Source organism: Pseudomonas sp. CAU 1711 (genome assembly GCF_039888625.1).
GTDB lineage: Bacteria > Pseudomonadota > Gammaproteobacteria > Pseudomonadales > Pseudomonadaceae > Aquipseudomonas.
In genome coordinates this window covers 91,369-112,454 of record NZ_JBDQQT010000009.1, presented here as the reverse complement: position 1 = coordinate 112,454, position 21,086 = coordinate 91,369, and the positions used below count along the sequence as shown (strand labels likewise).

The following is a 21,086-nucleotide window of genomic DNA, read 5'->3' as shown; positions in this document are numbered from 1 at the left end:
GTCGCGAGGACGGCGGGCCTTTCGGTGACGCAGGGGCTCAGAGCGCGGCGATCTTCTCGCGCTGCTCGGCCAGCTTGGCCAGTGCCTGTTCGGCCTCGGCCAGCTTGGCGCGCTCCTTGTCGAGCACCTCGGCCGGGGCCTTGGCGACGAAGCCTTCGTTGGCCAGCTTGCCGCCGACGCGCTGCACTTCGCCCTGCAGGCGGCCGATCTCCTTGTCCAGGCGCGCCAGCTCGGCGTCCTTGTCGATCAGCCCGGCCATGGGCACCAGCACTTGCAGTTCGCCGACCAGGGTGGTGGCGGACATCGGCGCGTGTTCGCCGGCGGCGAGCACGCGGATCGACTCGAACTTGGCCAGCTTGTTCAGCAGCGGTTCGAAATCGGCCAGGCGGCGCAGGTCTTCGGCGTTGGCGTTGGCCAGCACCACGTCGATGCGCTTGGTCATGGAGATCTTCATCTCGCCGCGGATCTGCCGCACGCCGAGCATGAAGGTCTTGACCCAGGCGATGTCGGCCTCGGCGGCGGCGTCGATGCGCTCCTCGACCGCCACCGGCCAGGGCTGCAGCATCAGGGTGGCGCCGTCCTTGCCGGCCAGGGCCTTGATCCGTTGCCAGATTTCTTCGGTGATGAAAGGCATGAACGGATGGGCCAGGCGCAGGATGACTTCAAGCACGCGCACCAGGGTGCGGCGGGTGCCGCGCTGGCGCTCGGCGGAGGCGCTCTCGTCCCAGAGAACGGGTTTCACCAGCTCCAGATACCAGGCGCAGTACTCGTCCCAGACGAACTCGTACAGGGCCTGAGTCGCCAGGTCGAAGCGGAAGGCGTCGAGGTGGCGGGTCACGTCCTGCTCGCAGCGCTGCAAGGCAGAGATGATCCAGCGGTCCACGGCGGACAGCTCGACCGGCTCATCGTTGACGCCGGTGTCCTGGCCGTCGGTGTTCTCCAGCACGAAGTTGGTGGCGTTCCACAGCTTGTTGCAGAAGTTGCGGTAGCCCTCGACGCGGCCCATATCGAACTTCACATCGCGGCCGGTGGTGGCCAGCGAACAGAAGGTGAAGCGCAGGGCGTCGGTGCCGTAGCTGGCGATGCCCTCGGGGAACTCGGCGCGGGTCTGCTTGGCGATCTTCTCGGCCAGCTTGGGCTGCATCATGCCGCTGGTGCGTTTCTCCAGCAGCTCTTCCAGGGTGATGCCATCGACTATGTCCAGCGGGTCGAGCACGTTGCCCTTGGACTTGGACATCTTCTGGCCCTGGCCGTCGCGCACCAGGCCGTGCACGTACACGGTCTTGAACGGGATCTGCCCGGTCAGGTGGGTCGACAGCATGATCATCCGGGCGACCCAGAAGAAGATGATGTCGAAGCCGGTGACCAGCACGTCGGTGGGGTGGAAGGTCTTGAGGAAGTCGGTCTGCTGCGGCCAACCGAGGGTGGAGAAGGTCCACAGGCCGGAGCTGAACCAGGTGTCCAGGACGTCCTCGTCCTGGCGCAGGGCGACGCCTGCGAGGTCGTGCTTGGCGCGCACTTCCGCTTCGTCGCGGCCGACATAGACGTTGCCGGCCTCGTCGTACCAGGCCGGGATGCGGTGGCCCCACCACAGCTGGCGGCTGATGCACCAGTCCTGGATGTCGCGCATCCAGCTGAAGTACATGTTCTCGTACTGCTTGGGCACGAACTGGATCTCGCCGCTCTCGACCACGGCGATGGCCTTCTCGGCCAGCGGCTTGGTGGAGACATACCACTGGTCGGTCAGCCAGGGCTCGATCACGGTGCCGGAGCGGTCGCCCTTCGGCACTTTCAGCGCGTGGTCCTCGATCTTCTCCAGCAGGCCGGCGGCTTCGAAGGCGGCGACGATCTCCTTGCGCGCGACGAAGCGGTCGAGGCCGGCGAACTGCTCGGGCAGGCTGCCGTCGACTTCGCTGTTGACGCTGCCGTCCAGGTTGAATACCTGGGCGGTCGCGAGGACCGCAGCGTTCTTGTCGAAGATATTGATCAGCGGCAGGTTGTGGCGCTTGCCGACTTCGTAGTCGTTGAAGTCGTGGGCCGGGGTGATCTTCACGCAGCCGGTGCCGAATTCGGGGTCGCAGTAGTCGTCGGCGACGATGGGGATGCGCCGGCCCACCAGCGGCAGCTCGACGAACTGGCCGATCAGGGCCTTGTAGCGCTCGTCTTCCGGGTGCACGGCCACGGCGCTATCGCCGAGCATGGTTTCCGGGCGGGTGGTGGCGACGATCAGGTAGTCCTTGCCGTCGGCCGTTTTATGGCCGTCGGCCAGCGGATAGCGCAGGTTCCACAGGTGGCCCTTCTCGTCGTGGTTCTCCACTTCGAGGTCGGAGATGGCGGTGTGGAACTTGGTGTCCCAGTTGACCAGGCGCTTGCCGCGGTAGATCAGGCCGTCCTCGTGCAGGCGCACGAAGGCTTCCTTGACCGCTTCGGACAGGCCCTCGTCCATGGTGAAGCGCTCGCGCGACCAGTCCACCGAGCTGCCCAGGCGGCGGATCTGCCGGGTGATGGTGCCGCCGGACTGGTTCTTCCACTCCCAGACCTTGTCGAGGAACTTGTCGCGGCCGAGGTCGTGGCGGCCGATGCCCTGCGCGGCCAGCTGGCGCTCGACCACCATCTGGGTGGCGATGCCGGCGTGGTCGGTGCCCGGCTGCCACAGGGTGTTGCGGCCCTGCATGCGGCGGAAGCGGATCAGCGCGTCCATGATCGCGTTGTTGAAGCCATGGCCCATGTGCAGGCTGCCGGTGACGTTCGGCGGCGGGATCATGATGGTGTAGGGCTCGCCGGAGCCTTGCGGGGCGAAGTAGTTGTTCTGCTCCCAGGTCTGGTACCAGGAGGTTTCGATGGCGTGCGGCTGGTAGGTCTTGTCCATGAGTGCGGCGGGACCGTATTGGCAACTGAAAGCCGCCGAGTATAACGGCTGCCGCCCGCCGTGGGCCACTGGCCGCCGTATGGCGCGCGGGCGTTAGGCCTTGGGCTGCTTGATCAGGCGATCCAGGCGGGCGTCGAGGCGGCGCTTGAGCTCGGCCTCGATCTGCGGCACGAAGTCGTCGATCACGTCCTGCAGGATCAGCTGTGCGGCGGCGCGCAGTTCGGCGTTCAGGCGATTGCGTACCAGGCCGTCCTGGGCTCCGCTGATGGCGGTCTGGGCGGTCTGGGCGGTCTGGGCGGTCTGGGCGGTCTGGGCGGTCTGGGCGGTCTGGGCGGTCGGGCGTGGCGCGACGGCCGGCTGGGCGGGGTAGGGCAGCGGGGCGGCGCTGGCCGGCTTGCTCGCTGTGGCGGCGGGCAGGCCCGGGCCCGGCTCGATGATCTCCGACAGCAGGGGGATCTGCAGCTCGTTTTCGAGGCTCTCGGTGAGCAGGGGCGGCTCCAGCTGCTCCTTTTCCAGCAACTGGCGGATGGCTTCGAGGTCATCCAGCAGATGAGCGGGTTTGGCGGGAGGCGAGCTGTCCATGGGCGTTGCGGGCGGGGGAGGGTGGCCGAGACTGCAGATTCTACGCCTGCCGCCGGGCTTTTTCGAGGCCGCGCGGCGTCACAGCTCGACGCGCTGCGGGTCGTGGCCGAGCTGGCGGTACTGGCGAAAGTTCTCGCGGCACTGGGCCAGCAGCGCCGGCTCCTGGTTGACTATCTCAATCACTCGGCTGAAGTGGGCCAGGTGCGGCGACAGCTGCGGGTGCAGGTTGAGCAGCACGCCGCCGTCCTGCGCCGGCTCCTGGTCGAGGCCGATCACCACCGGGGCGGCGGGGTCTTCCTCGTACAGGCTGTGGGGAATGAAGGACTCCGCGCGAAAGCTCCACAGCAGCCGGTCCAGCGCTTCGCACTGGGCCTGCTCGGCGCCGCGCAGGAACACCGGCAGGCCGGCCTTCCAGGCCTTGCCGGCCAGCTGGCAGGCGGCGCGCAGGCGGCCTTCGGCGGTGGCGGAGGAAAGAACGTAGAACTCGACGCGCATGGGCTACTCGCGGATGTGGTTCGATGCCGTTGATGGGTATCGGCGCCAGGGCGCCTCAACCCATCCTACAGGCTCAGGCCTTGGCGCGATCCAGCAGGTACTGGGTCAGCATCGGCACCGGGCGGCCGGTGGCGCCCTTGTCCTTGCCACCGCTGATCCAGGCGGTGCCGGCGATGTCCAGGTGCGCCCAGTGGAAGCTCTTGGCGAAGCGCGACAGGAAGCAGCCGGCGGTGATGGTGCCGGCCTTGGGCCCGCCGATATTGGCGATGTCGGCGAAGGGGCTGTCGAGCTGCTCCTGGTACTCGTCGTGCAGCGGCAGCTGCCAGGCACGGTCGTCGGCGTGCTCGCCGGCCTTGAGGATCTGCTTCACCAGCGCCTCGTTGTTGCCCATCAGGCCGGAGACATTGCTGCCCAGGGCGACGATGCAGGCGCCGGTGAGGGTGGCGATGTCGATCACCGCCTGCGGCTTGAAGCGCTCGGCATAGGTGAGGGTGTCGCACAGCACCAGGCGGCCTTCGGCGTCGGTGTTGAGGATCTCCACGGTCTGCCCGCTCATGGTGCTGACGATGTCGCCCGGGCGGGTGGCACGGCCGCTGGGCATGTTCTCGGCGCAGGCCAGCAGGCACACCAGGTTGATCGGCAGCGCAAGTTCCAGCACGGCGCGCAGGGTGCCGAGCACGCTGGCGGCGCCGCACATGTCGTACTTCATCTCGTCCATGCCGGCGGCCGGCTTGATGCTGATGCCGCCGGTGTCGAAGGTGATGCCCTTGCCGACCAGGGCGAAGGGCTTGTCGTCCTTCTTGCTGCCCTGGTAGTGCAGCACGATCATCCGCGGCGGCTGCTCGCTGCCCTGGGCCACGGCGAGGAAGGCGCCGGCGCCGAGCTCCTTGAGCTTCTTCTCGTCGAGGATGTCGACCTTGAGGTTCTTGTGCGCCTTGGCCAGGGCCTTGGCCTCGTCGGCCAGGTAGCTGGGGTGGCAGAGGTTCGGCGGCAGGTTGCCGAGATCCTTGGTGAAGGCCATGCCGGTGGCGATGGCGCGGGCATGCAGGCTGCCGCGCTCGACTTCGGCCTGCTCGGCCTTGTCGGCGATCAGGGTGATCTTCTTCAGCGCCTTCGGCTCGGCCTTCTGGCTCTTGAACTGGTCGAACACATAGGCGCCGTCGGCCAGGGTCTCGACCAGCAGGCGGGCCTTGCCGTAGGCGTCGCGGCCCTTGACCTTGAGTTCGCCGAGGGTCAGCACGGCATCCGCGCCGCCGAGGCTCTTCAGCACGCCATGGGCGGCTGCAACCAGTTTACGGAACTGGCGGTCTGACAGTTCGCCCTTGCCGCTGCCGACCAGCAGCACGCGCTCGGCCTTGAGGCCCGGCAGGCTGTGCAGGAGCAGGGTCTGGCCCTGCTTGCCGGCGATGTCGCCGCGCTTGAGCAGGGCCGAAATGGCGCCGCCGCTGGCCTCGTCCACGGCCTTGGCGGCCGCGCCGAGCTTGCGGCCCTCGCCGAGGGTGACCACCAGGGTCGCGGTCTTCAGGGTTTCCGGGCGGGTGCTTTTGACGAGGAATTCCATGTGCTGTCCCCAAGACAAAGAGTCGGGTTTGACGGATAATGCCGGTCATTTTTTCGAGGCCCGCCGCGGCGGGCCGGCCATCCGAGAGCGGCTAGTGTGAGCGTAGCCGCTGGAGCCTGACAACCCTGGAGCGTCCGGTTTGATCGTCTTCCGTTATCTGTCCCGCGAAGTGCTGGTGACCCTCGGCGCGGTGAGCGCCGTGCTGTTGGTGATCATCATGAGTGGGCGTTTCATCAAGTACCTGGCCCAGGCCGCACAGGGTGCGCTGGACCCGAGCGTGCTGTTCCTGATCATGGGCTACCGGATTCCCGGTTTCCTCCAGCTGATCCTGCCGCTGGGCCTGTTCCTCGGCATCCTGCTGGCCTACGGCCGCCTCTACCTGGACAGCGAGATGACCGTGCTGTCGGCCACCGGTATGAGCAACCGCCGCCTGGTGGCCTACAGCATGGCGCCGGCCGCGCTGGTCGCCGCGCTGGTCGCCTGGCTCAGCCTGGGCCTGGCGCCACAGGGCGTGGCCGAGCAGATGCGCATCCTCAAGGAGCAGGACGCCCTGACCGAGTTCGATACCCTGGTGCCCGGCCGCTTCCAGGCCATGAAGGATGGCTCGCGGGTGACCTATACCGAGGGCCTGTCCGACGACCGCGGTGAGCTCAGCGGGGTGTTCATCACCGAGCAGCGCACCGGCAAGGGGCGCGCCGATCAGGACAAGGGCAAGCGCGGCATCACCCTGCTGGTGGCCGAGCAGGGCCGCCAGGTGATCCAGGACGATGGCAGCCGCTACCTGATCCTGGAGAACGGCTATCGCTACGACGGCAACCCGGGGCAGGCCGACTACCGGGCGATCCGCTACGACACCTATGGCGTGCTGCTGCCCAAGCCGGAAGTCGGCGCCGAGGCCAGCGAGCGCGAGGCCATTCCCACCCGCGAGCTGATCGGCAGCGACAACCCGCGCGAGCAGGCCGAGCTGCAGTGGCGCCTGTCGATTCCCGTGCTGGTATTCGTGGTCACCCTGCTGGCGGTGCCGCTGGCCCGGGTCAACCCGCGCCAGGGGCGCTTCCTCAAGCTGCTGCCGGCGGTACTGCTGTACATGACCTACCTGGCCCTGCTGATCGGCGTCCGTGGCCAGCTGGACAAGGGCAAGCTGCCCATGGAACTGGGCCTGTGGTGGGTGCATGCGTTGTTCCTCCTGATCGGCCTCGGTCTGGTCGGCTGGAGCCCCCTGAAACTCAAGCTCGCCGCTCGTCGCGCAGCCAAGGAGATGGCCCATGCGCCGGCTTGATCGTTACATCGGTACCAGCGTCTTCTTCGCCATCCTGGCGGTGCTCGGCATCATCGTCGGGCTGGGCCTGCTGTTCGCCTTCATCGACGAACTGGGCGACTTCAGCGACAGCTACGGCACCTGGGAGGCGCTGACCTATGTGCTGCTGACCCTGCCGCGGCGGGCCTACGAGATGCTGCCGATGGCGGCGCTGATCGGCTGCCTGATCGGCCTCGGCAGCCTGGCCAGCAGCAGCGAGCTGACCGTCATGCGCGCCGCCGGGGTGTCGGTCGGACGCATCGTCTGGGCGGTGATGAAGCCCATGCTGGTGCTGATGCTGGCCGGCGTGCTGGTCGGCGAGTACCTGGCGCCCTGGAGCGAGAGCCAGGCCCAGGCCCATCGCGCGCTGGCCCAGGGCGGCGGCGAGGCGCAGACCTCCAAGCGCGGCCTGTGGCATCGCCATGGCCAGGAATTCGTGCATATCAACGCGGTGCAGCCGAACGGCCGCCTACTCGGCGTGACCCGCTACCGCTTCGACGACGAGCGCCACCTGCTCTCGGCCAGCTTCGCCCGCTCGGCCCAGTACCAGGGCGACCACTGGATGCTGCAGCAGGTCAAGACCACTCGCTTCCACGGCAAGACCACCGATGTGCAGCAGGCTGCCAGCGAGCGCTGGGACGTCGAACTCAAGCCCGAGCTGCTCGGCACCGTGGTGCTGGCGCCGGAGGCCTTGTCGATCAGCGGCCTGTGGCGCTACATCCACTATCTCGGCGAGCAGGGGCTGAGCAACGGCAATTACTGGCTGGCGTTCTGGACCAAGGTGCTGCAGCCGCTGATCACCGCCGCCCTGGTGCTGATGGCGATTTCCTTCATCTTCGGCCCGTTGCGTTCGGTGACCCTCGGCCAGCGGGTGTTCACCGGGGTGCTGGTGGGCTTCGTGTTCCGCATCGCCCAGGACCTGCTCGGCCCATCCAGCCTGGTATTCGGTTTCTCGCCGCTGCTGGCGGTGGCCGTGCCGGCGACCATCTGCGCGCTGGCGGGGGTGGTTCTGCTCAGACGCGCGGCCTGATCCGGGCGGATCAAGAGAAGGCCGGGCATTTGTCCTAATGCTGTTCACTTAGCGGCATCACGGCCACGGCCGGACTTTTTTGGGTTCAGGTGTGCGGCTGCTGTTCTCCCTCTCCCTCCGGGAGAGGGCCGGGGTGAGGGTCAGGCAACGAGTAGGCGATAGTCCCTCACCCCCAGCCCCTCTCCCGGCGGGAGAGGGGGAGCGCTCTCGAGACACCGTGACATTCAGGTCGTGGTATTGCGCGGTCTCGTTCGCTACTGGCCAAACCAGAAAAACGCCGCGGCTCTGTAAAGAAGTCGCGGCGTTTTCTTAAGAGAACAGTGTTACGGGCATTTGTCTGGCCTTTTTCGTTTCACTGCTGTCCCTGTCGTTCCAGTTGCTGCAGGCGCTGCTGACTCTGCGCGTTGACCTGGTCGATCTGCTGCTTGAGCTGTTCCATCTGCTGCTGCGCCTGCTCGGCCCGGTCGGCCTGCAGTTTTGCGCTGGTGGCGGTGGCGGCACCGCCGTCGCAGGCGGCGAGGGTGAACAGGCAGAGCAGAACGATGATGGGGCGCATGACGGTCTCTAGAACATGACGATGGGCAAACTTAACCTGCCGGCGGCGTATCTGCAGCTGCCGGCAGATCGAGCGGTCAGCCGTAGCGACGTCTGGCCTCGATGGCCAGGCCGCTGCCGATGCTGCCGAAGCTGTTGCCCTCGGTGGGGCGGGCGTTGGGCAGCAGGGCGGCGACGCTCTGGCGCAGGGCCGGAATGGCGCTGGATCCGCCCGTGAAGAAGATGGTGTCGATCTCGCCGTGGCTCACGCCGGCTTTGAGCAGCAGCTCGTTCACGCCAGCGCGGATGCGTTCGAGCAGGCCATCGATGGCGCGGTCGAGCAGCGCGCGGTCGAGCAGGGCGCTCAAACCGTCCTCGATGCGCGACAGGTCGATGAGCCGGCTGTCGTGCTCGGTCAGGGCGATCTTGCTGTCTTCCACTTGCATGGCCAGCCAATGTCCGGCGCGTTGCTCGGTGAGACTGAGCAGGCGGTCGATACCGCTCGGATCGAGGCTGTCGTAGCGCATGTTCTTCAGCGCCAGCTGGGCCTTTTGCGCATACACCGCGTTGATGGTGTGCCAGGTGGCCAGGTTGAGGTGGTGGCTGGTCGGCATCGGCGCGTCGCTCTTCATCCGGCTGCCATAGCCGAACAGCGGCATGACGCCCTCCAGGCTGAGCTGCTTGTCGAAGTCGGTGCCGCCGATATGCACGCCGCCGGTGGCCAGGATGTCGTCCTGGCGCTCGTCCAGCTCGCGCCGTGCGGGGGCCAGGCGCACCAGGGAGAAGTCCGAGGTGCCGCCGCCGATGTCGACGATCAGTACCAGCTCCTCGCGCTGGATGCTGCGCTCGTAATCGAAGGCCGCGGCGATCGGTTCGTACTGGAACGACACTTCCCTGAAGCCCAGCTTGTGCGCCACCGCCTGCAGGGTGTTGGCGGCCTCGGCATCGGCTGCCGCATCGTCGTCGACGAAGAATACCGGACGCCCCAGTACCACCTGCTCGAACTCGCGCTCGGCCTGTTGTTCGGCGCGTTTCTTCAGCTCGCCGATAAAGAAGCCGAGCAGGTCGCGGAACGGCAGGGCGCTGCCCAGCACGGTGGTCTCGCTTTTCAGCAGCTTGGAGCCGAGCAGGCTCTTCAGCGAGCGCATCAGACGGCCTTCGTAGCCGTCCAGGTACTCGCTCAGGGCCTGGCGCCCGTACACCGGGCGGCGCTCCTCGGTGTTGAAGAAGATCACCGAGGGCAGTGTGGTCATGCCGCCCTCCAGGGGCAGCAGGGGCTCTGCGTCGGGGCGCCACCAGCCGACCGTGGAGTTGGAGGTGCCGAAATCGATGCCCAGGGCGTTGGCGGAGTATGGGGTCATGTTGCGCTGGTTCCGGAAAAACGGCCGCGCAGTTTATGCGAGACCGGCCTCGAGCGCGCGTGCAGATGGTCGCCGCGAGCGGCGTGCGTCCGGCCAACTGCTAGATTGCTGAAGAGATGCGCCCAGTTGCCGATAACCGACCCTGTCGTAAGGGGAGTCGACAATGCACGAGCGAATAAGAGCCTGGTCCTGTGGCCTGCTGCTGCTGAGCGCAGGCGCAGCGGCGCAGGAGCGTTGCGTCAGTCTGGTGACCAGTGCCGGAGGCCAGTCTTTCTGGAATCAGGTGCGGCAGGCCGCCGAGCAGACCGCCGCGCAGCTGAGCATACCCCTGTATGCCCGCGGACCCTCGCGCGACGGCGATACGCGGGTGCAGTTGAAGCTGATCGAGCGGATGCTCAAGTTCGACTGTCGGGTGCTGATAGTCGCGCCCAGCGGCCCCGAGGTGGCGCAGCGCATGGCCCAGTTGAAGGCGCAGGGTGTGCTGGGCATCTATATCGACCGTGACCTGAGTGGCGATGAGGTGCTGACCGCCATCGCCACCGACAACCACGCCGCCGGGCGGCGCGCCGGTGCCGAGTTGGCGCGTTTGCTCGGCGGGCGCGGCGAGGTGGCGCTGCTGCGCCTCGATGCCAGCGTGCAGTCGACCAGCGAACGGGAGCGCGGCTTCATCGAGGGGGCCCACGGCGGAGGGCTGCGGGTGGTGCTGGACCGTTACCTGCCGCTCGCCGATCCGCAGGCGATGACCAAGCTGGGCAGGGAGTTGGCACGCTTGGACGGCCTGTTCACGCCCAGCGAAGCGACTACTCTGGAAGTGTTGGCCGTGCTGCGTCGTCTGAAGCTCGCCGGCAAGCTGGCACATGTCGGCTTCGATGCCAGCCCCTTGCTGGTCGATGCGTTGCAGCGCGACGAGATCGCCGGGCTGATGGTGCAGCAGCCCCGCCTGATGGGGGCCGAGAGCGTGGCTCGGGCGCGCCGGCTGCTCGATGGCGACCTCACGGGGCCGCGCCGGGTCAGTTTGCCGGCGATCTATGTGGACAAGCGCAATCTCGGCGACGGGATGGTGCAACAGCTGCTGGCGCCATGAGGCACGGGAGGTGAGGATGCGTGCGTGGGGTGTCTGCCTGTTGCTGCTGCTCCTGTGGCAGTCACCGCTGCGCGCCGACGAACTGTTGCTGCTGACCGAGGAGGCGCCGCCCACCAGCTTCCTGCGCGATGGTCTGCCCGATGGCTATGCGGTCGAGGTGGTGCGCGAGCTGATTCGCCGCACCGGCAGCCGCGCCCATGTCGAGCTGTTGCCCTGGACCCGCGCCTACAGCAAGGCCAAGAGCGAAGCCAATACCGGGCTGTTCCTGGTGGTGCGCACCGCCGAGCGCGAGGCGCTGTTCCAGTGGGTCGGCCCCATTCTGCGCGGCTCCACCCGCTTCTATTCGCTGAAGGACAGCGGCCTGCAGGTCGACAGCCTGGAGCAGGCGGCCAGTGCCGGTACCATCGCCATGCCCAAGCAGTGGTATACCTACGAGACCCTGCAGCGTATGGGCTTCGACAACCTGTATGGCGCCGCGGGCCCCAGGCAGATGGTGACCATGCTCAAGCACGGCCGGGTCAAGCTGATCGCCACCGAGGACCTGACCCTGCGCGAGGAGCTGGCCAGTGGCGGCCTGACGCCGGAGGAGGTGCAGGCGCATATGGTCTTCATGAGATCCGACCACTACATCGTCTTTTCCCCGCAGACCGAGCCTGCTCTGGTCGAGCGCTGGCGGCACGAGCTGGACGGGATGCGCCACGACGGCAGCCTGCGCAGCATCCTGGCGCGCTGGCTGCCGGGGGCCACAATGCCGTGAAGAGGCAGGCTGCTCCTTTGTGTTCTGCGCCGAGACATGCCGCGCCTGTTACCACCGCGCTGCCATTCGCCGAGCGCGCCCAGCTGTTCGCCCAGTTGGCGGCCTTGGAGCGGGCGGGGGTTCCCTTGCTGAGTGCGCTGGCCGGCTTGCAACTCGGCCCGGCGTCACGGGCGCGAGTGCAGCGCCTGTCGCGCTGGTTGGAAGACGGGCGGGAGCTGGCGGGCGCCGGTTGTCAGGCGGGACTCTTCACGCCCCTGGAAGCCAGCCTGATACGCGCCGCACAGAGTGCCGGCAGCCCGGCCCGGTTATTCGAACGTCTGGCCGACAGCCACGCCCGCCGTGCCGCTCAGGGCGCCGCCCTGCGCGCGCGTCTGCTGTTGCCGGGTGGCGTGCTGTTACTGGCACTGTTGATCCAGCCTCTGCCTGCCTTGATCGGTGGCAGCCTAGGTCCGTTCGCCTATTTCTGGGGTGTGTTGCAGCCGCTGGTTCTGCTGGCGGCGTTGTGGCTGCTGGGGCGTCAACTGTGGCGTCGGCAGCAGGCCAGCACGCGGCCCGGTGCCTGGCCGGGGCGCCTGCCGCTGCTCGGTCGGGCCCTGCGCCGGCGCAATGTTCGGGATTTCTTCGAGAGCCTGGGGCTGCTGCTGGAGGCCGGGGTGCCGATGTTCGAGGCGCTGCCCAAGGCGCTGGCGACCCTCGACGATGCCGAGTTGCGCCGCGCATTCGCCGGCCTACAAGTGCGCTTGCAGGCCGGGCAGACGCTGGCCCAGGCGCTCCAGCTGCTGGACTTTCCCGGCAAGACGCAGCTCGCCGCGTTGGTATGCAGTGCGGAGGCCGGCGGCGCCCTGCCGGCGACCCTGCTGAGCTATGCCGCCCGCGAGAGCGCCGCGCTGGAGGACTTCCAGCAGCAGTTGGCGGTCTGGTTGCCACGCCTGATCTACCTGCTGGTGGCGCTGTGGATGGCCTACGGCCTGCTCGGCGGCCCTGGCGTGGCGCCGCGCTTGCCCGCGGGCCTGGGTGCCGTCCATCGTTGAAAGCCTGGGGAGGTGCGGATGGGTGTATATGTAGTTTTACTACATGGCTGCTTTTGTAGTTTTGCTACATAATTCGCCCTGACACTGAGAGCGACCCACAGAATGTTTTCCATGCAAAGAGCTTCACATCACGACCTGCGCGCCCAGTTTCGCGCGCTTCTGGCGTCGGACGCCTGCTACCACACGGCCTCGGTGTTCGATCCGATGTCCGCCCGGATCGCCGCCGATCTCGGTTTCGAGGTCGGCATCCTGGGCGGCTCTGTAGCTTCACTACAAGTTCTGGCGGCGCCGGACTTCGCCCTGATCACGCTCAGCGAGTTCGTCGAGCAGGCCACCCGCATCGGTCGGGTGGCGCGCCTGCCGGTGATCGCCGACGCCGACCATGGCTACGGCAACGCGCTCAACGTGATGCGCACCGTGGTCGAACTGGAGCGCGCCGGCATCGCCGCGTTGACCCTCGAGGACACTCTGCTGCCGGCCCAGTTCGGCCGCAAGTCCACCGACCTGATCGGCGTCGACGAGGGCGTCGGCAAGATTCGTGCGGCGCTGGAGGCGCGGGTCGATCCCGACCTGGCGATCATCGCCCGCACCCACGCCGGGGTGTTGCCGACGGACGAGCTGATCGCCCGCGCCCAGGCCTACCAGGCCGCCGGCGCCGACGCCATCTGCATGGTCGGCATCCGCGACTTCGCCCACCTGGAGGCCATCGCCGGGCATCTCAGCGTGCCGCTGATGCTGGTCAGCTACGGCAACCCGGAGCTGCGCGACGACGCACGCCTGGCCCGTCTCGGCGTGCGCATCGTGGTCGACGGCCACGCTGCCTATTTCGCTGCGATCAAGGCCACCTACGATTGCCTGCGCGAGCAGCGCGGCATCGCCGCCAGCGACCTCAACGCCACCGAACTGACCCACAAGTACACCCAGCCCGAGGATTACATCGTCTGGGCGCGCGAGTACATGGAAGTCAAGGAATAGACCGTACGGCGCCGCAGGCTTGCATTGCTCCGGCGGCGGACGCATATCTGCCCCGACTACGGGTGGAGGTGCCTATGGCCGGCGGCTGGAGCAACGATGGTGCGGTGCAGGAGCAGATCGACGACAGCCTCGCGGATGCCGTCGCCCGGGCGCGCAGCCAGCTGCCGAGCGGTGCGGGGCTGGAGCACTGCGAGGAGTGCGCCGCGCCGATACCCGAGGCGCGCCGCCGGGCCCTGCCCGGCGTGCGCCTGTGCGTGAGCTGCCAGGCGACCCACGACCGCGAACAGGCGGCCTTCAGCGGCTACAACCGACGCGGCAGCAAGGACAGCCAGCTACGCTGAGTGAGGTCGTGCCATGCGCTCGCGGCGGCACTCAGGGCGCGCTGCGCTGCGGGCTGAGGATCAGCTGCATGAAGGTCAGGTCCAGCCAGCGGCCGAACTTGCGGCCCACCTGCGGCATCTGCCCGCTGACGACGAAACCCAGACGCTCGTGCAGGCGGATCGAGGCGGCGTTGCCGCTCTCGATGGCGGCCACCATCACATGCTTGTCGCAGGCCCGTGCGCGCTCGATCAGCGCGTTCATCAGCAGCGGCCCGAGGCCGCGGCCGCGCTGGTCGGCGCGCACATACACCGAATGCTCGACCGTGTGGCAGAAGCCATCGAACGGCCGCCAGTCGCCGAAGCTGGCGTAGCCGATCACCTCGCCTCCGGCCTCGGCCACCAGGATCGGATAGGCCTGGGCGGCGCGGGCGGTGAACCAGGCCTGGCGGTTGGCCAGGTCGACCTCGCGGTCCATCCAGATCGCCGTGCTATGCAGCACCGCGTCGTTGTAGATGTCACGGATGGCGGGCAGGTCGCTGTCGAGCGCGTCGCGGATAAGCATAGGGTGGGCCCAGGTTCGACTGTGGAAGGCTTGTTTACGCGATAGGCGAGCGACTGTCACCTGTCGGGCCGCCCTCGGCGGGGGCGATCGACCAGGATTGACGGCCAGCCAGGCACGAACTGCTATACCTGAGGCATGAGGGGCGATCGTCATGCCTGTGGTGGAGACGATGGCCCTCGAGGCGGAAACCCCCGCCGTGACCTCCGGCAGGCTCGCCCTGGCTTTCACGGAGCGTTATCTTCATTCCACCTATATGCATTTGTGGAGTTGCAGCCGTGTCGCTTATTCCCGCTCGCATCGCCCAGCGCATGACGCTCGGCATCCTCCTGCTGTTGGTGCTGACCGCGCTGGCGATCTTCTCGGTGATGACCCTGCGCGGCAAGCCGCAGCTGGTCGAGGCCGGCACCACGGCCGCCGAGCAGTCGGCCGTGGCCATCGCCCGCCAGCTGGCGCTGCAGCTCAAGTTGATCGAGGGCACCACCGCGGCCATGGCGCACCTGGCCGAGACCCTGCCGAAGGACGAGGCGCTGGTGAAGGCGCAGCTGCCCAATGTGGTCGACAGCCAGGGCGATGCTTCCATCGCCGGCGGCGGGCTGTGGCCGGAGCCGGACGCCTTCGCCGCCGGCGTCGAGCGGCGCAGCTTCTTCTGGGCGCGCAATGCCCAGGGCGGGCTGGACTACTCGGACGACTACAACGCCGCGGACATCGCCGCCTATCACGGCGAGGCCTGGTACAGCAGCGCACGCTCGGCACCGGGCGGGCGCTGCGTCTGGTCCGACGCCTATCAGGACCCGGTGACCGGCGTGGCCATGACTACCTGCAGCGTGCCCTACCACGACGGCGGCCGCTTCGCCGGGGTGGCCACCATCGACCTCAAGCTCGACGGCCTGGCCCAGTTCCTCCAGCGCGAGGGCGATGTCACCGGCGGCTATGCCTTCGCCGTCGACCAGGCCGGCAACCTGCTGTTCTTCCCCGAGGCCAAGGCCGGCCAGGGCCTGCCGACCCTGGCCGGCCTGGAGCGCGAGCTGCCCGGCTTCGCCCCGGTGATAGAGGCCCTGGGGCGTGCCGACAAGGCGCGGCGGACCCTCTTCCTGGAGCACGACGAGCGCCTCGACGGGCCGGCCTACGTCAGCCTGGAGACCATGGAGGGCACCGGCTGGCGGGTCGGCCTGGTCACCCCCGAGGCCCGCGTCACCGACCTGGCGGACAGCCTGACCGGCGAGATACTGCTGTTCCTCCTGCCGCTGCTGGCGCTGCTGCTCGGCCTCGCCTGGCTGGCGGGCAAGGGCCTGCTGGCGCAGCTCGAGGAGACCACCGCGCAGATTCGTAGCCTCGGCCAGGGCGGCGGCGCCAGCGAGCTGGAGATTCGCCGCGCCGACGAGATCGGCGAGCTGCGCGAGGCGGTGAACCGCTACGCCGGCTCGTTGCGCGACATGCTCGGCGCCATCGCCGAGGAGTCGGCGACCCTCGAGCGCCAGGCCGGGCAACTGGCGCGGCTGTCGGATGGCATCGCCGAGCGCGCCGAGGTGCAGCGCGAGGACAATACCCTGCTGGCCACCGCCATCACCGAGATGTCGGCCAGCGCCCAGGAGGTGGCGAACAACACCACCGACTGTTCGGCCACCGCCGGCCGGTCGCTGGAGGCGGCGCGCGCAGGCCAGCAGGAGGTGCAGAACAACAGCGCCTCGATCCAGGCCCTGGCCGGCGAGATCGACGGCGCCGCCGAGGCCATCACCCGTCTGGGTCAGGACATCGAGCGGGTCAGCGGCGTGCTGGAGGTGATCAAGTCGATCTCCGAGCAGACCAACCTGCTGGCGCTCAACGCCGCCATCGAGGCGGCCCGCGCCGGCGAGCAGGGCCGCGGCTTCGCCGTGGTGGCCGACGAGGTGCGCACCCTGGCCGGACGCACCCAGGCCTCGGCCAACGAAATCCAGGAGATGATCGGCGGCCTGCGCCAGGCTTCCGCGCAGGCGGTGGCCACCATGCAGGGCGGCGTCGAGCGCACCCGTACCGCGGTGCAGCAGGCGGGCGGGGTGGCCAGCACCCTGGGCGGCACTGTGGCCAGCTTCGACGACATCGTCCGCCGTGCCCAGCAGATCGCCGTGGCCGCCCAGCAGCAGAGCCATGTGGCGCACGAGATCAACGAACTGGCGGTGCGCATTCATGCCGCCAGCGAGGAGGGCGCGCGCGATGCGGGTACCCTGCGCGGTCTGGGGCATGACATGCAGGAGCTGTCCGAGCGCCTGGGGCGGATGAGTCGCGGCGGCTGAGCGCCGCCGCGACTCAGATGGCGACCAGGCCGCGCACGCCATCGCTCTCCATGCTGTCGCCGCGGCCCTGCTGGACGATCTCGCCGCGGCTCATCACCAGGTACTGGTCGGCCAGTTCGGCGGCGAAGTCGTAGAACTGCTCTACCAGCAGGATGGCCATATCGCCGCGCTCGGCGAGCTTCCTGATGACCACGCCGATCTCCTTGATCACCGAGGGCTGGATGCCCTCGGTGGGCTCGTCGAGGATCAGCAGGCGCGGCTGGCTGGCCAGCGCGCGGCCGATGGCCAGCTGTTGCTGCTGGCCGCCGGAGAGGTCGCCGCCGCGGCGTCCACGCATCTCCCTGAGCACCGGAAATAGCTCGTAGATAAATTCCGGTACGGTCTTGGCTTCGCCGGCGCCGAAACGGGACAGGCCCATCAGCAGGTTCTCCTCCACGGTCAGGCGCGGGAAGATTTCCCGACCCTGCGGCACATAGGCGATGCCGGCCCGCACCCGCTGGTGCGGCTTGTGGCCGTTGATGGCCTGGCCTTCCCAGTTGATGCTGCCTTCCTTGGCCGGAATCAGGCCCATCAGGCATTTCAGCAGGGTGGTCTTGCCCACGCCGTTGCGCCCGAGCAGGCAGGTGACTTCGCCGACCCTGGCCTCGAAGCTCAGGCCGCGGAGGATATGGCTGCCGCCGTAGTACTGATGCAAACTCTCGACTTGGAGCATGTTTCTTCCTCATAGCTGCAAGCCTCAAGGAAAAGCGGCACTGGCACGCTCTTACTTGCCGCTTGAAGCTTGCTGCTTGTGGCTGGCGCGTTAGCGCCCCAGATAAACCTCGATCACCCGCTCATTGGCCTGCACCTGCTCCAGCGAACCCTCGGCCAGCACGCTGCCCTGGTGCAGCACGGTGACGTGGTCGGCGATTGAGCCGACGAAGCCCATGTCGTGCTCCACCACCATCAGCGAGTGCTTGCCGGCCAGGCTCTTGAACAGCTCGGCGGTGAACTCGGTCTCGGCGTCGGTCATGCCCGCCACCGGCTCGTCGAGCAGCAGCAGCTGCGGGTCCTGGACCAGCAGCATGCCGATTTCGAGGAACTGCTTCTGGCCGTGCGAAAGCAGCCCGGCCGGGCGATGGCGCGAGCCCTCCAGGCGGATGGTGGTGAGCACTTCCTCGATGCGGTCTTTCTGCGCGCCGGAGAGCCGGGCGCGCAGGCTGGCCCACACCGATTTGTCGGTCTTTAGCGCCAGTTCGAGATTTTCAAAGACGCTCAGCGCCTCGAACACCGTGGGCTTCTGGAACTTGCGGCCGATGCCGGCCTGGGCGATCTCCACCTCGCTCATCTGGGTCAGGTCGAAGGTCTCGCCGAACCAGGCGTGGCCGTTGTCCGGGCGGGTCTTGCCGGTGATCACGTCCATCATGGTGGTCTTGCCGGCACCGTTGGGGCCGATGATGCAGCGCAGCTCGCCGACGCCGATGTACAGGTTGAGATCGCTGATGGCGCGGAAGCCGTCGAAGCTGACGTCGATGCCTTCCAGGGTGAGGATGGTGCCGTGGCGCACATCCAGGCCCTTGGCCGCGGCGCGCCCGGCGCCGATGGCGTCGCGCGCCGCGCCGGCCGGATCGAAGGCGGGTTCGAGCATGAGCTCGGGTAGCGGAGTGGCTCTCATTGGTCCTTCTCCTTTTTCAGGAGGCCGATCACGCCCTTGGGTAAGAAGAGCGTAATCACGATAAACAGCGCGCCGAGGGCGAACAGCCAGTACTCGGGGAAGGCCAGGGTGAACCAGCTCTTCATGCCGTTGACGATGCCTGCGCCGAGCAGCGGGCCGATCAGCGTGCCGCGCCCGCCGAGGGCGACCCAGATGGCCGCCTCGATGGAGTTGGTCGGCGACATCTCGCTGGGGTTGATGATGCCCACCTGCGGCACGTACAGCGCGCCGGCCAGGCCGCACAGCACGGCGGAGAGCACCCAGATAAACAGCTTGTAGCCGCGCGGGTCGTAGCCGCAGAACATCAGGCGGTTCTCCGCGTCGCGCAGGGCCGTGAGCACGCGGCCGAACTTGCTGCGGGCCAGGGCGAAGCCCAGTGCCAGGCTGCCGACCAGCAGCAGCACGGTGCAGAGGAACAGGGTGGCGCGGGTGCCCGGCGCGGTGATATCGAAGCCGAGGATGGCGCGGAAGTTGGTGAAGCCGTTATTGCCGCCGAAGCCGGTCTCGTTGCGGAAGAACAGCAGCATGCCGGCGAAGGTCAGCGCCTGGGTCATGATCGAGAAGTACACGCCCTTGATCCGCGAGCGGAAGGCGAAGAAGCCGAACACCAGGGCCAGCAGGCCGGGCGCCAGCACCACCAGGCACATCGCCCAGAGGAAGCTGCTGGTGCCGTACCAGTACCAGGGCAGCTCGCTCCAGGCCAGGAAGCTCATAAAGGCGGGCAACCCATCTCCCGCACTCTGACGCATCAGGTACATGCCCATGGCGTAGCCGCCGAGGGCGAAGAACAGGCCGTGGCCCAGCGACAGCAGGCCCGCGTAGCCCCAGACCAGGTCCAGCGCCAGGGCGACTATGGCGTAGCAGAGGATCTTGCCGACCAGGGTCAGGCCGTAGGCCGAGACGTGTAGGGCGTTGTCCGCCGGCAGCAGGTGCAGCAGCGGCATGGCCAGCAGGGCGAGCAGCAGCAGGCCGAGCACGGCCAGCGAGGTCTTCGGCCCCAGCTTCGCCGTGGCGCGGGCCAGCAGGCTCCTGTTAACAGGCGTGGGATTGAGTGCTTGATTCATCAGTCGATCACCCGTCCTTTCAATGCGAACAGTCCCTGCGGACGTTTCTGGATAAACAGAATGATCAGCGCGAGGATGAGGATCTTGCCCAGTACGGCGCCGATCTGTGGCTCCAGCAGCTTGTTGGCGATGCCTAGGCCGAAGGCGGCCATGACGCTGCCGGCCAACTGGCCGACGCCGCCGAGCACCACCACCAGGAAGGAGTCGATGATGTAGCTCTGGCCCAGGTCAGGGCCGACGTTGCCGATCTGCGACAGGGCCACGCCGCCGAGGCCGGCGATACCGGAGCCGAGGCCGAAGGCGAGCATGTCCACCCGCCCGGTGGGCACGCCGCAGCAGGCCGCCATATTGCGGTTCTGGGTCACGGCGCGCACGTTCAGGCCCAGGCGGGTCTTGTTCAGCAACAACCAGGTCAGCGCCACCACGAACAGGGCGAAGCCGATGATCACCATGCGGCTGTAGGGCAGCACCAGGTTCGGCAGCAGCTGCACGCCGCCGGACAGCCAGCCAGGGTTGGCCACTTCGACGTTCTGCGCGCCGAAGAGCACTCGCACCGCCTGGATCAGGATCAGGCTGATGCCCCAGGTGGCCAGCAGGGTTTCCAGCGGGCGGCCATACAGGTGGCGGATCACCGTGCGCTCCAGGGCCATGCCGATGGCGGCGGTGACGAAGAAGGCCACCGGTAGGGCGGCCAAAGGATAGAGGGCAAGGTAGCCGGGGGCGAACTTCTGGAAGGCGATCTGCACCAAATAGGTGGTGTAGGCACCGAGCATCAGCATCTCGCCGTGGGCCATATTGATCACGCCCAGGAGCCCAAAAGTGATGGCCAGGCCCAGGGCGGCCAGCAACAGGATCGAGCCGAGCGAGAGGCCGCTAAAGGCCTGGCCGAGCAGTTCGCCGACCAGCAGGCGGCGCTTGACCTGGGCCAGGCTGGTCTCGGCGGCGGTGCGTACCGCTGCGTCGCTTTCCACGCCTGCAGCCAGCAGCGCCTCCAGGCGTGCCCGGGCCCGTGGCTCGCCGCTGTCACCGAGCAGGCGCACGGCCTGCAGGCGCACGGCAGGGTCCGGGTCGGTCAGTTGTAGATTGGCCAGGGCCAGGGCCAGGGCAGCGCGCACGGCGTCATCCTGTTCGCTGGCGACCCGCGCATTGAGCAGTTGCAGCTGGCTCTGCCTGGCCTTGTTCTGCAGCTGCTGGGCGGCGGCCAGGCGCATGGCCGGATCCTGTGCCAGCAGCTGCTGGCTGGCCTGGGCGATGGCCAGCAGGCCACGCAGGCGGTTGTTCAGGCGCAGTTTGCGCGGAGTGGTCGCGGGAGCCACGTCGCCTGCGGCGGCTTGCCAGCTACCGTCGACTTCATAGAAGGCGGCCTTGCCGCTGTCGACCCCGACGCGGCCCTGCTGCAGGGCATCGAGCAGTGGCTGGCGGGCAGGATCGGGTTGTGCGGCCCAGCTCTCCAGGAGCCTGGCCTGCTTGGCCGGGTTGGCGGCGACGAAGTCGGCGGCGTCTCCGGCGTGGGCGGTCAGTGGCAGCAGCAGTGCCAGCGACAGCAGGATGCGGTATAGGGCGGTGGGCATAGTGGAACGGTCCTTCGAGTGGAGCCGTAG

19 protein-coding genes are annotated in these 21,086 nt (G+C 67.9%); 8 read left to right on the top strand and 11 right to left on the bottom strand.

The window, feature by feature from the left end; genetic code table 11:
• Nucleotides 1-37 precede the first annotated feature (37 nt).
• The 4 genes from AAFN46_RS11975 to AAFN46_RS11960 form a co-directional block, all read right to left on the bottom strand.
• Nucleotides 38-2,869 carry a valine--tRNA ligase gene (locus AAFN46_RS11975; RefSeq protein WP_347808919.1) on the bottom strand — a complete coding sequence of 944 codons (2,832 nt, stop codon included), beginning with the start codon at nt 2,867-2,869 and terminating at the stop codon, nt 38-40.
• 93 nt (nt 2,870-2,962) lie between these two features.
• Nucleotides 2,963-3,451 carry a DNA polymerase III subunit chi gene (locus AAFN46_RS11970; protein ID WP_347808918.1) on the bottom strand — a complete coding sequence of 163 codons (489 nt, stop codon included), beginning with the start codon at nt 3,449-3,451 and terminating at the stop codon, nt 2,963-2,965.
• Between the two features lie 78 nt (nt 3,452-3,529).
• A complete protein-coding gene (locus AAFN46_RS11965; protein ID WP_347808917.1) occupies nt 3,530-3,946 on the bottom strand; it encodes a DNA polymerase III subunit chi in 417 nt (138 codons plus the stop codon).
• Between the two features lie 73 nt (nt 3,947-4,019).
• Nucleotides 4,020-5,507: a leucyl aminopeptidase gene (locus tag AAFN46_RS11960; protein WP_347808916.1), complete on the bottom strand. Its 1,488-nt coding sequence runs from the start codon at nt 5,505-5,507 to the stop codon at nt 4,020-4,022.
• Between the two features lie 139 nt (nt 5,508-5,646).
• Between AAFN46_RS11960 and lptF the strand changes: the two genes are divergently transcribed.
• Nucleotides 5,647-6,786 carry an LPS export ABC transporter permease LptF gene (gene lptF / locus AAFN46_RS11955; RefSeq protein ID WP_347808915.1) on the top strand — a complete coding sequence of 380 codons (1,140 nt, stop codon included), beginning with the start codon at nt 5,647-5,649 and terminating at the stop codon, nt 6,784-6,786.
• Complete coding sequence (gene lptG / locus AAFN46_RS11950) at nt 6,773-7,834, top strand: LPS export ABC transporter permease LptG (RefSeq protein WP_347808914.1); 1,062 nt, start codon at nt 6,773-6,775, stop codon at nt 7,832-7,834. Before lptF ends, lptG begins: the two co-directional genes overlap by 14 nt.
• 352 nt (nt 7,835-8,186) lie before the next feature.
• Here the strand turns inward: lptG and AAFN46_RS11945 are convergent, their stop codons facing one another.
• Both AAFN46_RS11945 and AAFN46_RS11940 read right to left on the bottom strand, forming a co-directional pair.
• Nucleotides 8,187-8,390 (bottom strand): hypothetical protein, encoded by a 204-nt coding sequence (locus tag AAFN46_RS11945; RefSeq protein ID WP_347808913.1) that lies wholly within the window; start codon nt 8,388-8,390, stop codon nt 8,187-8,189.
• A gap of 76 nt (nt 8,391-8,466) precedes the next feature.
• Nucleotides 8,467-9,729, bottom strand: a complete 1,263-nt coding sequence (locus AAFN46_RS11940; protein ID WP_347808912.1) for an Hsp70 family protein — start codon at nt 9,727-9,729, stop codon at nt 8,467-8,469.
• A 163-nt stretch (nt 9,730-9,892) separates the two neighbouring features.
• Between AAFN46_RS11940 and AAFN46_RS11935 the strand changes: the two genes are divergently transcribed.
• From AAFN46_RS11935 to AAFN46_RS11915, 5 genes are all read left to right on the top strand, one after another.
• The gene (locus tag AAFN46_RS11935; RefSeq protein ID WP_347808911.1) at nt 9,893-10,813 is read left to right on the top strand and encodes a substrate-binding domain-containing protein; all 921 of its coding nucleotides are present in this window, start codon (nt 9,893-9,895) and stop codon (nt 10,811-10,813) included.
• A gap of 16 nt (nt 10,814-10,829) precedes the next feature.
• Entirely contained in the window at nt 10,830-11,570 is a 741-nt protein-coding gene (locus tag AAFN46_RS11930) for a transporter substrate-binding domain-containing protein (protein WP_347808910.1), read from the top strand.
• Between the two features lie 17 nt (nt 11,571-11,587).
• The gene (locus AAFN46_RS11925; RefSeq protein WP_347808909.1) at nt 11,588-12,601 is read left to right on the top strand and encodes a type II secretion system F family protein; all 1,014 of its coding nucleotides are present in this window, start codon (nt 11,588-11,590) and stop codon (nt 12,599-12,601) included.
• A 111-nt stretch (nt 12,602-12,712) separates the two neighbouring features.
• A complete protein-coding gene (locus AAFN46_RS11920; RefSeq protein WP_347808908.1) occupies nt 12,713-13,576 on the top strand; it encodes an oxaloacetate decarboxylase in 864 nt (287 codons plus the stop codon).
• 74 nt (nt 13,577-13,650) lie between these two features.
• The gene (locus tag AAFN46_RS11915; RefSeq protein ID WP_347808907.1) at nt 13,651-13,917 is read left to right on the top strand and encodes a DksA/TraR family C4-type zinc finger protein; all 267 of its coding nucleotides are present in this window, start codon (nt 13,651-13,653) and stop codon (nt 13,915-13,917) included.
• Between the two features lie 31 nt (nt 13,918-13,948).
• Here AAFN46_RS11915 and AAFN46_RS11910 read toward each other — a convergent pair whose 3' ends face one another.
• Nucleotides 13,949-14,458 (bottom strand): N-acetyltransferase family protein, encoded by a 510-nt coding sequence (locus AAFN46_RS11910; protein WP_347808906.1) that lies wholly within the window; start codon nt 14,456-14,458, stop codon nt 13,949-13,951.
• 275 nt (nt 14,459-14,733) lie between these two features.
• On the opposite strand from AAFN46_RS11910, the gene AAFN46_RS11905 reads away from it, so the two are divergent.
• Nucleotides 14,734-16,728 carry a methyl-accepting chemotaxis protein gene (locus AAFN46_RS11905; RefSeq protein ID WP_347808905.1) on the top strand — a complete coding sequence of 665 codons (1,995 nt, stop codon included), beginning with the start codon at nt 14,734-14,736 and terminating at the stop codon, nt 16,726-16,728.
• A gap of 13 nt (nt 16,729-16,741) precedes the next feature.
• Here the strand turns inward: AAFN46_RS11905 and urtE are convergent, their stop codons facing one another.
• The 4 genes from urtE to urtB form a co-directional block, all read right to left on the bottom strand.
• A complete protein-coding gene (urtE, locus tag AAFN46_RS11900) occupies nt 16,742-17,440 on the bottom strand; it encodes an urea ABC transporter ATP-binding subunit UrtE (protein ID WP_347808904.1) in 699 nt (232 codons plus the stop codon).
• Nucleotides 17,441-17,530: 90 nt separating this feature from the next.
• Nucleotides 17,531-18,382, bottom strand: coding sequence for an urea ABC transporter ATP-binding protein UrtD (gene urtD / locus AAFN46_RS11895; RefSeq protein WP_347808903.1), 852 nt, complete (start codon nt 18,380-18,382; stop codon nt 17,531-17,533).
• Nucleotides 18,379-19,485, bottom strand: coding sequence for an urea ABC transporter permease subunit UrtC (gene urtC, locus AAFN46_RS11890; RefSeq protein WP_347808902.1), 1,107 nt, complete (start codon nt 19,483-19,485; stop codon nt 18,379-18,381). The genes urtD and urtC overlap by 4 nt, the downstream gene beginning before the upstream one ends.
• Nucleotides 19,485-21,056 (bottom strand): urea ABC transporter permease subunit UrtB, encoded by a 1,572-nt coding sequence (gene urtB, locus AAFN46_RS11885; RefSeq protein WP_347808901.1) that lies wholly within the window; start codon nt 21,054-21,056, stop codon nt 19,485-19,487. Before urtB ends, urtC begins: the two co-directional genes overlap by 1 nt.
• Between the last annotated feature and the right edge of the window lie 30 nt (nt 21,057-21,086).

What these genes read in the sequence shown, in the direction of transcription:
- AAFN46_RS11975 (WP_347808919.1), bottom strand. Translation starts at nt 2,869, where the DNA reads ATGGACAAGACCTACCAGCCGCACGCCATCGAAACCTCCTGGTACCAG.
- AAFN46_RS11970 (WP_347808918.1), bottom strand. Translation starts at nt 3,451, where the DNA reads ATGGACAGCTCGCCTCCCGCCAAACCCGCTCATCTGCTGGATGACCTC.
- AAFN46_RS11965 (WP_347808917.1), bottom strand. Translation starts at nt 3,946, where the DNA reads ATGCGCGTCGAGTTCTACGTTCTTTCCTCCGCCACCGCCGAAGGCCGC.
- AAFN46_RS11960 (WP_347808916.1), bottom strand. Translation starts at nt 5,507, where the DNA reads ATGGAATTCCTCGTCAAAAGCACCCGCCCGGAAACCCTGAAGACCGCG.
- lptG (WP_347808914.1), top strand. Translation starts at nt 6,773, where the DNA reads ATGCGCCGGCTTGATCGTTACATCGGTACCAGCGTCTTCTTCGCCATC.
- AAFN46_RS11945 (WP_347808913.1), bottom strand. Translation starts at nt 8,390, where the DNA reads ATGCGCCCCATCATCGTTCTGCTCTGCCTGTTCACCCTCGCCGCCTGC.
- AAFN46_RS11940 (WP_347808912.1), bottom strand. Translation starts at nt 9,729, where the DNA reads ATGACCCCATACTCCGCCAACGCCCTGGGCATCGATTTCGGCACCTCC.
- AAFN46_RS11935 (WP_347808911.1), top strand. Translation starts at nt 9,893, where the DNA reads ATGCACGAGCGAATAAGAGCCTGGTCCTGTGGCCTGCTGCTGCTGAGC.
- AAFN46_RS11930 (WP_347808910.1), top strand. Translation starts at nt 10,830, where the DNA reads ATGCGTGCGTGGGGTGTCTGCCTGTTGCTGCTGCTCCTGTGGCAGTCA.
- AAFN46_RS11920 (WP_347808908.1), top strand. Translation starts at nt 12,713, where the DNA reads ATGCAAAGAGCTTCACATCACGACCTGCGCGCCCAGTTTCGCGCGCTT.
- AAFN46_RS11915 (WP_347808907.1), top strand. Translation starts at nt 13,651, where the DNA reads ATGGCCGGCGGCTGGAGCAACGATGGTGCGGTGCAGGAGCAGATCGAC.
- AAFN46_RS11910 (WP_347808906.1), bottom strand. Translation starts at nt 14,458, where the DNA reads ATGCTTATCCGCGACGCGCTCGACAGCGACCTGCCCGCCATCCGTGAC.
- urtE (WP_347808904.1), bottom strand. Translation starts at nt 17,440, where the DNA reads ATGCTCCAAGTCGAGAGTTTGCATCAGTACTACGGCGGCAGCCATATC.
- urtD (WP_347808903.1), bottom strand. Translation starts at nt 18,382, where the DNA reads ATGAGAGCCACTCCGCTACCCGAGCTCATGCTCGAACCCGCCTTCGAT.
- urtC (WP_347808902.1), bottom strand. Translation starts at nt 19,485, where the DNA reads ATGAATCAAGCACTCAATCCCACGCCTGTTAACAGGAGCCTGCTGGCC.
- urtB (WP_347808901.1), bottom strand. Translation starts at nt 21,056, where the DNA reads ATGCCCACCGCCCTATACCGCATCCTGCTGTCGCTGGCACTGCTGCTG.